The sequence below is a fragment of the Actinoplanes sp. NPDC048791 genome, from assembly GCF_040650095.1.
Lineage (GTDB): Bacteria > Actinomycetota > Actinomycetes > Mycobacteriales > Micromonosporaceae > Actinoplanes.
This window is the reverse complement of the sequence record NZ_JBEZGQ010000357.1, coordinates 1-7,608: the sequence shown is the minus strand read 5'-3', so window position 1 is coordinate 7,608 and position 7,608 is coordinate 1. Positions and strand designations below refer to the sequence as shown.

The following is a 7,608-nucleotide window of genomic DNA, read 5'->3' as shown; positions in this document are numbered from 1 at the left end:
CCCCGGTCCCCGACGCGGCGCAGGCCCTGTCCGCCGCGTGCACCAAGGCCGAGGCCGCCCACGGCACCGACGCCGAACCTGACGCGGTGGCGGCGGTCAGCGCAGCGGCAGCGGAACTCGTCAAGATCTGCGGCGACTCGGGCCTGGAAACGGTCGGCTGACCACTACGCAGGCAGCCGGCGCCGAGCGGCACTCAGGTGGCGGGAACCCTCGGGATACCGTGACGCGGGTGAATGTCGAGCAGGTGTGCGCGACCTACCTGGAGCTGGCCGACCGGCACGCACCCGGCCTGGTGCGCGGGCTCTACCTGCAGGGTTCGGTCGCGCTCGGGGACTATCGGCCCGGCGTCAGTGACATCGACTTCGTCGCGGTCGTCTCCGGTACGCCGGACGTGCCGACCCTGCGAGCCGTGCACGCCGACCTGCGGCGAGCCCACCGCAAGCCGTACTTCGACGGTCTGTACGTGACCGCCGAGGACCTCCGGCGTGATCCCGCCACCTGCCCGCCCGGGCCCGCGGTGCACGAGTGGCAGGTCGAGCCGGAGTCACGCTTCGAGCGGCATCTCGTGACCTGGCACGTGCTCGCCCAGAGCGGGGTCGCCGTCCGCGGCCCCGGCGTGGGCGGGCTCGGCATCCACACCGACTGGCCGGCGCTGGCCGAGAGCACCCGGCAGAACCTCGCCGGTTACTGGACCCGCTGGCGCGACGTCACCGCGCGTGGCCCGGTCGGCTTCAGCGCCTGGGCGACCTCCTGGGGTGTCCTCGGCGCTGCCCGGCTGCGGCACACACTCGCCGCCGGGCGGGTCACCGCCAAGACCGAGGCCGCCGATTTCGCCCTGCGGACCTACGACGAACGCTGGCACCGGGTGATCCGGGAAGCCCGGCGGATCCGGGTCGGCGGGCCGGCGCTGTACCGGAACCCGGTGCGCCGGCGCGCCGACCTGATCGGCTTCCTGCGGGTTGTGCTCGACGGCGCCTGAGGGACGCTCAGACGACGCTCGCGTGGGCCGCGATGATGCGCCAGCCGTGCTCGTGGTCGTGCACCCACGTGCGGGTGTAGCGCATCCGGGCCTCGAACGGCGTGCCGTTGATGCTGCCGCGCAGGTCGCCGAGGAACCACGTGATCCCGGTCCGCCCGGCGACCAGCACGGTCAGCTCCTCCTCGTGCAGGGCGTCGATCACCTGCGTGCCGGTGCGGTGCACGCGCAGGTCGTCCTGTTTGCCGTAGAGCGCGCCGTCGGGCCCGGTGAAGACCAGCCGGTCGTCGAGCAGTTCGTCCAGCGCCGGTACGTCCGACGCCAGCTGGGCAGCCTGCAGGCGGCGTTCCGCCGTGCGCAACTCGTTCTCGTCCACCGGTACCTCCTGCCGCTGACGCTAGGCCATGGCCTGTCTCGCGGCGGCGAAGGGGAGGCGGTCGAAGATGAAGCGGCTGTAGGTGATCCGGCCCTGCCGCACGGTCAGGCATTCGGCGCCGGGAGCGCTGGCCACGAGCGCGGAGCTGGTGTCGTACATCAGCAGGGCTTTGTCCTCGTCGCCGAAGGCGGCGATCAGGGTGGTGCTGATCAGCGACCGGGCGAACGGCGCGAGGAAGTCGCGGTAGGCGTCGCGGCCGTCGATCCGGCCGGCCGGCGCGTCGCAGACGAGGTCGTCCGCGACGTAGGTCAGGGCCAGTTCGACGTCCTTGCTCGTCCAGGCCCGGTGGTACGCCAGCGCCACGCGCAGGGCGGCACTCTCTTCGTCCGGCATCGGGATTCCCTTCGGCGGGCTGCGCGGAGCGCAGGTTCGGTGTTCTGTCCCTGGTTGAGACACCGGCGCGGAGACGATCGGAACGGTCCGGGGATGAGATGCTGCGGACGTGGACGGTACGGACTTCGGTGAGCTCGTCGAGCCGTACCGTGGTGAGCTGCTCTTGCACTGTTACCGGCTGCTCGGGTCGCTGAGCGATGCCGAGGACGCCCTGCAGGAGACGCTGGTGGCGGCCTGGCAGGGGCTGGCGGGCTTTGAGGGCCGCTCCTCGCTGCGCACCTGGCTGTACACGATCGCCACGAACCGCTGTCTCAACCTCCGGCGCTCGGCCGCCCGGCGTGTCCCGGCGGTGCCGAAACCTCCGTTCGAGCCGCCCGAGCCGACTCGGCGCGACGCGGTGACCTGGTTGCAGCCGTGCCCCGACACCCTGCTGGAGCAGCTGCCTGACACCGCTCCCGGCCCGGAGGCGCGCTACGGCATGAAGGAGGCGGTGGAGCTCGCGTTCATCACCGCGCTGCAACGGCTCCCGCCCCGGCAGGCCGCCGTACTGATCCTGCGGGACGTCCTCGGGTATCCGGCCGCCGAGGTCGCCGGGATGCTCGCGACGACTCCCACCGTGGTCAAGGGCGTGCTCCAACGGGCCCGGTCCGCGGTGGGCGACGGGCGGACGACGCCGCACGACGGCCGGCTGGCGCGACGCTTCGCGGACGCGTTCACGGCCGGTGACGTGGACACGGTCGTCGGCTTGCTGGTCGACGACGCCTGGCTGACCATGCCGCCGGCGCCGCACGAATATCAGGGTCCGGCCGCGATCGGCGCTTTCCTGCGGGCCAGCGACGCGTGGCGGGGGTCGCGGCAGCTGCTGCTCGTCCCGGCCGAGGTCAACACCCAGCCGGCTTACGCCTGCTATCTGGCCGGGCCCGGCGAGACGGTCGCGCGCCCGGCCGGCCTGCTGGCGCTGACGGTACGCGGGGAGCACCTCGCCGGGCTGACCCGCTTCCACGACAACGCCGCGCTGAGCCGCCTCGGACTCGTCGCGGCCGCCGGGGTCACTTCGGCTGGACGAGCCAGTTCCAGGCCCGGCGCAGACCGTCGGTGAAGGAGTCGTCGTCGCCGGCCTTGGCCATCGTCTCCTCGGTGGGCTCGTGCAGCTCGGCCGCGGGGACCGCCACGATGACACCGTGTTCGAAGAGGCCGTCGATCTGGGTCGCGGCGGCGTAGCGATGACCCTGCGCGGTCTTCACGACCAGGCCCTGGAAGATCTCGTCCCGGTCGTCGGAGAGGACGTGCGCGACCGTGCCGACCTTGTCGCCCGCGCGGTCGTAGACCGGCGTGCCGTCGGCGAGGACGAGGAAAGACTGCGGGGCCCCGAGGTCCTCGGGGGCGGTGTTGTCCGACATGGCTCTGCTCGTACCCCGCGGGGATGCGCGGTAACCGGCGGTCAGTCGCCCGGCGGGAGCAGCGCGACCTCGCGGTAGAAGCGGTCGATCGTCCGGACCGTGGCCTCGAACTCGTCCAGCCCGAACGGTTTGGTCACGTACGCGTTCGCCCGGTGCTGGTAGCTCGACGCGATGTCCGGCGCCGCACCCGAGGTGGTCAGGATGACCACCGGGATGGTCTTCAGCCGCTCGTCGGTCTTGATCGCTTCCAGCGTCTCGCGGCCGTCCATGCGGGGCATGTTGAGGTCCAGCAGGATCAGATCGGGGCGGTGGGCGTTCTCGTACGGCGCCGTGCGCAGCAGGTAGTCGAGCGCCTCGCGCCCGTCCGCCACCCGGTTGACCGTCGTCTGCCGCTCGGAGCCCTCGAGCGCCTCCGAGATCATCAGGGCGTCGGCGTCGTCGTCGTCGACAACGAGGATCTCGAGAGTTCGCACCGCTACCCCTTTGTTTGCAGTTCGGCAAGCATAGGGGGTGCCGGGGTCCGGGGCTACCGGCCCACGCGACGATTGCCCGGTCGTGCCCAGGAACCGTCGTCCGCGAGTGCGCCGACGTGCTGGGCGACTCCGGTGGCCGGCGCGCCGAGGTCGCCGCCGAGCAGCGTGACGGCGGCGATGACGATCACCACGATCAGGCCGATGAGCAGGGCGTACTCGACGGCGGTGGCACCCTCGTCGGCGCCTTGCCCGGGCCGGCGGCCCACGATCCCGCGCAGCAGGGTGATCAGCAAATCAGAACTCCTTGAGCGGTACCGCGGGCTGTCGCCATCCGTATCGGTCCCGCCGGGAGTCACTCAAGATTTCGGCGGGTCTCAGGGCTGCCCGGTGAACCACGCGGCGACCCGGTCGGGTGCCAGGTCGAAGCCGGTGGCCCGGGCGCCGGCCCAGTTCACCCCGACCAGCAGCCCGTCCCGCCGCAGGCCGGGCAGCCAGCTGTCCAGCCAGTCGGCCATCGGGATCTCCACCACGTCGAAGCCCCGGTACGCCGGTACCGCGCCGACCACGCGTTCGGCCCGGGAGGGCTTGGACCAGAACGGCATGGCCCGCCGGCCGGCCTCGTCCTCCGGAGCCGGATAGCCCGCGGCGTCCCGGATCGACCAGACCCGGCCCTCCCGGGGCGCCTCCCGTCGGAACGCCGCCGAATGGGCCGCACTGAGCGACATGCCGTCTCCCTCTGTCGGTAACCACCCCTATCGTCGCGTATCGGGGCTTTACCGGTGATTTGAACGGTCAAATCAAGCGAGCAGGCCCAGGCGGTGCACCAGCTTGTCGATCCGGTTGCGCGGCCCGACCAGGCTGACCGCGTGGTACGCCAGCTCGGCGCCGGCCGTCTCCCCGACCTGGCGCAGGTACTCGTCGTACACCCGGGTGGCCTGGCCCTGGACCGGCATGTCGGCGACGAAGACGCCCAGCGAGCCGGCTGCCCGCGTACGGATCTCGGTGAGCCGGGCGACCGGGGCGCCCAGCACCGAGCAGCCCGCCCAGGGCAGGCCGGGGTGCACGGAGCCGTCGGCGTCCTTGGCGTCCGGCCCGAGCAGCCCGGTCACCGCCGCGGTCGTGGCCGCCGCGACACAGATGGCCGCGTTGGTGGCGCGTCCGGCGGGCAGCGCCTCGTCGACGACGATCACCCATTTGAGCCGGGCGGAGCGGGTGGGCTCGTCGGTACGGATCTCCTCGGGCTCGAAGCCCACCTGATTAATGCCGTTCATAGTGAGAAACGGTAGGCATCCGCACGGGTCTGTGACAAGGAATCCGTACTTAATCCGGCTACGCTGGCGCTATGGCGCATCTGGACGAACTTGATACGGCGTTGCTGCGGGAACTGCAGATCGATGCACGGCGCACCAACCGCGACATCGCCGCCGCGGTCGGGGTCTCGCCGACCACCGCGCTGGACCGCACCCGGGCGCTGCGCGAGCGTGGCGTCATCCGGGGCGCCAGCCTCACCGTCGACCTGGCCGCGATCGGCCGGCCGGTGCAGGCACTCATCGCGGTCCGGATCCGGCCCCCGTCGCGGCGGAACATCGAGGCCTTCCGGAACTGGGTGACCGCCCTGCCGGACACGCTCGGCGTCTTCGTCACCACCGGCTCGGAGGACTTCCTGATCCACGTGGCGGTGCCGGACAACGAGAGCCTCTATGCCTTTGTCATCGACCGGCTGACCGAGCACGCGCACGTGGCCGACGTGCGCACCTCCGTGGTCTACGAGCACCTGCGCAACGACCGGATCAGTCCCGTGCCGTCCTGAGCCGGCTCAGCTGGCGGTCGTGTACGCGGGAGAAGAGCAGCTGGCTCACGACCGCACCGCACAGCGCCAGGAACATGTCCCACTGGGTGTCCCACACGTCGCCCTGCGCGCCGAGGAAGTCGTCGGCCGCGCTGCCGCCGATCAGGGCCGACCACCACTCGAAGAACTCCCAGCACGCGCTCACCCCGAGCACCACGCAGACCACCAGGGCGAAGAGCCAGCCGCCGGGACGCAGCGGGGTGCGGCGCAGCAGGATCTCGCGGGCGATGATCGCCGGGGTGATGCCCTGGAAGAGATGCCCCAGCCGGTCGTACGGGTTGCGCTCCAGCGAGAACAGGTCCTGCACCCATTCCCCGGCCGGCACCTGGGCGTAGGTCCAGTGACCGCCGATCATCAGGATCAGCGCCTGGGCCAGGATCAGCCGGTAGGCGAGCGGCGTCAGCGGGAAGCGCCGGTAGGTCAGCACCAGGACCGGGATGGCGATCAGCGCCGGCAGCACCTCGAGCAGCCAGGTGCCGTAGGAGTACGGACGGATCGCGGAGATCGCGAGAGCCAGAACCCCGGCGCCCAGCAGGACGGCCGGCTCGCGGCGTGCCTCAGTCATGCCGGGAATCCTGTCAGCGGGACCGCCCCGGCCACCTGGGTACGCGAACTCAAGTCGCCCTAGGGTCGACGCATGTGGATCAGAGAGGCGACAGAGCAGGACTGGCCCCGGATCTATCCGTTCTGGTCGCAGATCGTGGAGGCCGGCGAGACGTACGCGTACCCGCTGGGGCTCGGCCCCGACGAGGCCCGGGCGTTGTGGATGGAGCAGCCACCCGGCCGCACCGTGGTGGCGGTGGAGGGTGACGAGATCCTCGGCTCGGCGAAGATGGGGCCCAACCGGCCGGGCCGCGGCGCGCACGTCGCTACCGGCAGTTTCATGGTCGACCCGGGCCGGCACGGCCGGGGCGTGGGCCGGGCGCTGGGTGAGCACGTCGTCGAGTGGGCCCGCGGCAACGGCTATCACAGCATCCAGTTCAACGCGGTTGTGCAGGTCAACGCCGCTGCCGTGCACCTTTGGCAGTCGCTCGGCTTCGTGATCATCGGCACCGTTCCGGAAGCATTTGATCATCAGTCGAAAGGACTAGTGGGCCTCCACGTAATGGTTAAAAAGCTATAATTTGTCCCGAAACACCTCCAAATCCCGTAGTGAGGCGCAAATCGCCCATAACCTCTCTTTCGTCAGGCCAGCCCTCGGCCTGACGACGAACTAGTTTCGGAGGAATGGGATGAACAAGTCTCGGCGTATCGGAGCCCTCGTGGCCGCCACCGTCGCTTCGGTTGGCATGGCGTCGCTGGTGGCCCCCACCGCTGCGGAAGCGGCACCGCGGGGACCGCAGCCCGTCTCCAACTTCGTGCAGCGGGTCCGGGCCCACACCGACACCTGGGTCAGCATCCGCTGGCAGACCGACCGTCGCATCTGTGACGCCCAGGTCTGGGTGAGCGGCCGGCGCGTCGACGTCGACTACCCGCGCAACGCCCGCTCGACGTCCTTCTCGCGGGGCGACTCGCTGCGCCCGGGGCGCACCGACTTCACCGCGTTCCGCGTGAACGCGGACTTCGACCGCTCCGGCGTGGCGCTGCTGCGCGCCACCCTCGTGTACGACAACTGCGGCCGCTTCGACCGCCCCGTGCGCCGGTCCTTCGGGATCGCCATGCCGGTGGTCGCGTACCGCCCGGGCAACGGTGGCCCGATCGGTGGCGGCAACGGCCACGGTAGCGGCAACCACGGCGGCGGCAACAACGGCCACCAGGGCGGCAACGGTCACCAGGGCGGCAACGGTCACCAGGGCGGCAACGGTCACCAGGGCGGCAACACCGGCGGCGGCTCGAACACCGGCGGCGGCTCGAACACCGGTGGTGGCTCCAACACCGGCGGTGGCTCCAACACGGGTGGCGGCTCCAACACGGGTGGCGGCTCGAACACCGGTGGTGGCTCCAACACCGGCGGTGGCTCCAACACGGGTGGCGGCTCCAACAACGGTGGCGGCTCCAACAACGGTGGCGGTAACAACACCGGTGGCAACAACAACGGCGGTGGCAACAACACCGGCGGCGGCTCCAACAACGGTGGCGGCATGGGCGGGCACCACTGACGTCCGGCTCACTGAAGTGACGCGCGGGTGGCCGGATGGCCA

General features: G+C 71.1%; 13 protein-coding genes. 5 read left to right on the top strand and 8 right to left on the bottom strand.

Features of this window, described 5'->3' with window-relative positions; genetic code table 11:
- The first annotated feature begins 229 nt into the window (after nucleotides 1–229).
- Nucleotides 230–979: an aminoglycoside adenylyltransferase domain-containing protein gene (locus tag AB0C29_RS24175; RefSeq protein ID WP_360824072.1), complete on the top strand. Its 750-nt coding sequence runs from the start codon at nucleotides 230–232 to the stop codon at nucleotides 977–979.
- Nucleotides 980–986: 7 nt separating this feature from the next.
- Here the strand turns inward: AB0C29_RS24175 and AB0C29_RS24170 are convergent, their stop codons facing one another.
- Both AB0C29_RS24170 and AB0C29_RS24165 read right to left on the bottom strand, forming a co-directional pair.
- Nucleotides 987–1,352: a nuclear transport factor 2 family protein gene (locus tag AB0C29_RS24170; protein ID WP_360824070.1), complete on the bottom strand. Its 366-nt coding sequence runs from the start codon at nucleotides 1,350–1,352 to the stop codon at nucleotides 987–989.
- A gap of 21 nt (nucleotides 1,353–1,373) precedes the next feature.
- Entirely contained in the window at nucleotides 1,374–1,745 is a 372-nt protein-coding gene (locus AB0C29_RS24165) for a nuclear transport factor 2 family protein (protein ID WP_360824067.1), read from the bottom strand.
- Between the two features lie 109 nt (nucleotides 1,746–1,854).
- Between AB0C29_RS24165 and AB0C29_RS24160 the strand changes: the two genes are divergently transcribed.
- Nucleotides 1,855–2,844: an RNA polymerase subunit sigma-70 gene (locus AB0C29_RS24160; RefSeq protein WP_360824064.1), complete on the top strand. Its 990-nt coding sequence runs from the start codon at nucleotides 1,855–1,857 to the stop codon at nucleotides 2,842–2,844.
- Here AB0C29_RS24160 and AB0C29_RS24155 read toward each other — a convergent pair.
- The 5 genes from AB0C29_RS24155 to AB0C29_RS24135 form a co-directional block, all read right to left on the bottom strand.
- The gene (locus AB0C29_RS24155; protein WP_360824061.1) at nucleotides 2,795–3,145 is read right to left on the bottom strand and encodes a PRC-barrel domain-containing protein; all 351 of its coding nucleotides are present in this window, start codon (nucleotides 3,143–3,145) and stop codon (nucleotides 2,795–2,797) included. The genes AB0C29_RS24160 and AB0C29_RS24155 overlap by 50 nt on opposite strands.
- A gap of 41 nt (nucleotides 3,146–3,186) precedes the next feature.
- Nucleotides 3,187–3,618, bottom strand: coding sequence for a response regulator (locus tag AB0C29_RS24150; protein ID WP_360824059.1), 432 nt, complete (start codon nucleotides 3,616–3,618; stop codon nucleotides 3,187–3,189).
- A gap of 53 nt (nucleotides 3,619–3,671) precedes the next feature.
- Entirely contained in the window at nucleotides 3,672–3,911 is a 240-nt protein-coding gene (locus tag AB0C29_RS24145; RefSeq protein ID WP_360824056.1) for a Flp family type IVb pilin, read from the bottom strand.
- An 81-nt stretch (nucleotides 3,912–3,992) separates the two neighbouring features.
- Nucleotides 3,993–4,343, bottom strand: coding sequence for a DUF2750 domain-containing protein (locus tag AB0C29_RS24140; RefSeq protein WP_360824053.1), 351 nt, complete (start codon nucleotides 4,341–4,343; stop codon nucleotides 3,993–3,995).
- 72 nt (nucleotides 4,344–4,415) lie between these two features.
- On the bottom strand, nucleotides 4,416–4,889 hold the full coding sequence (locus AB0C29_RS24135) for a DUF2000 domain-containing protein (RefSeq protein ID WP_360824050.1): 474 nt from the start codon (nucleotides 4,887–4,889) through the stop codon (nucleotides 4,416–4,418).
- A 71-nt stretch (nucleotides 4,890–4,960) separates the two neighbouring features.
- Here AB0C29_RS24135 and AB0C29_RS24130 point away from each other — a divergent pair, with 71 nt between their 5' ends.
- On the top strand, nucleotides 4,961–5,428 hold the full coding sequence (locus AB0C29_RS24130; RefSeq protein ID WP_360555045.1) for an Lrp/AsnC family transcriptional regulator: 468 nt from the start codon (nucleotides 4,961–4,963) through the stop codon (nucleotides 5,426–5,428).
- Here AB0C29_RS24130 and AB0C29_RS24125 read toward each other — a convergent pair.
- Entirely contained in the window at nucleotides 5,409–6,032 is a 624-nt protein-coding gene (locus tag AB0C29_RS24125) for a DUF2238 domain-containing protein (RefSeq protein ID WP_360824047.1), read from the bottom strand. The two genes, AB0C29_RS24130 and AB0C29_RS24125, sit on opposite strands and share 20 nt — an antisense overlap.
- 72 nt (nucleotides 6,033–6,104) lie before the next feature.
- On the opposite strand from AB0C29_RS24125, the gene AB0C29_RS24120 reads away from it, so the two are divergent.
- Together AB0C29_RS24120 and AB0C29_RS24115 are read left to right on the top strand one after the other, a co-directional pair.
- Nucleotides 6,105–6,590, top strand: coding sequence for a GNAT family N-acetyltransferase (locus AB0C29_RS24120; RefSeq protein ID WP_360824044.1), 486 nt, complete (start codon nucleotides 6,105–6,107; stop codon nucleotides 6,588–6,590).
- 166 nt (nucleotides 6,591–6,756) lie between these two features.
- Complete coding sequence (locus tag AB0C29_RS24115) at nucleotides 6,757–7,566, top strand: hypothetical protein (protein WP_360824041.1); 810 nt, start codon at nucleotides 6,757–6,759, stop codon at nucleotides 7,564–7,566.
- Nucleotides 7,567–7,608 lie beyond the last annotated feature (42 nt).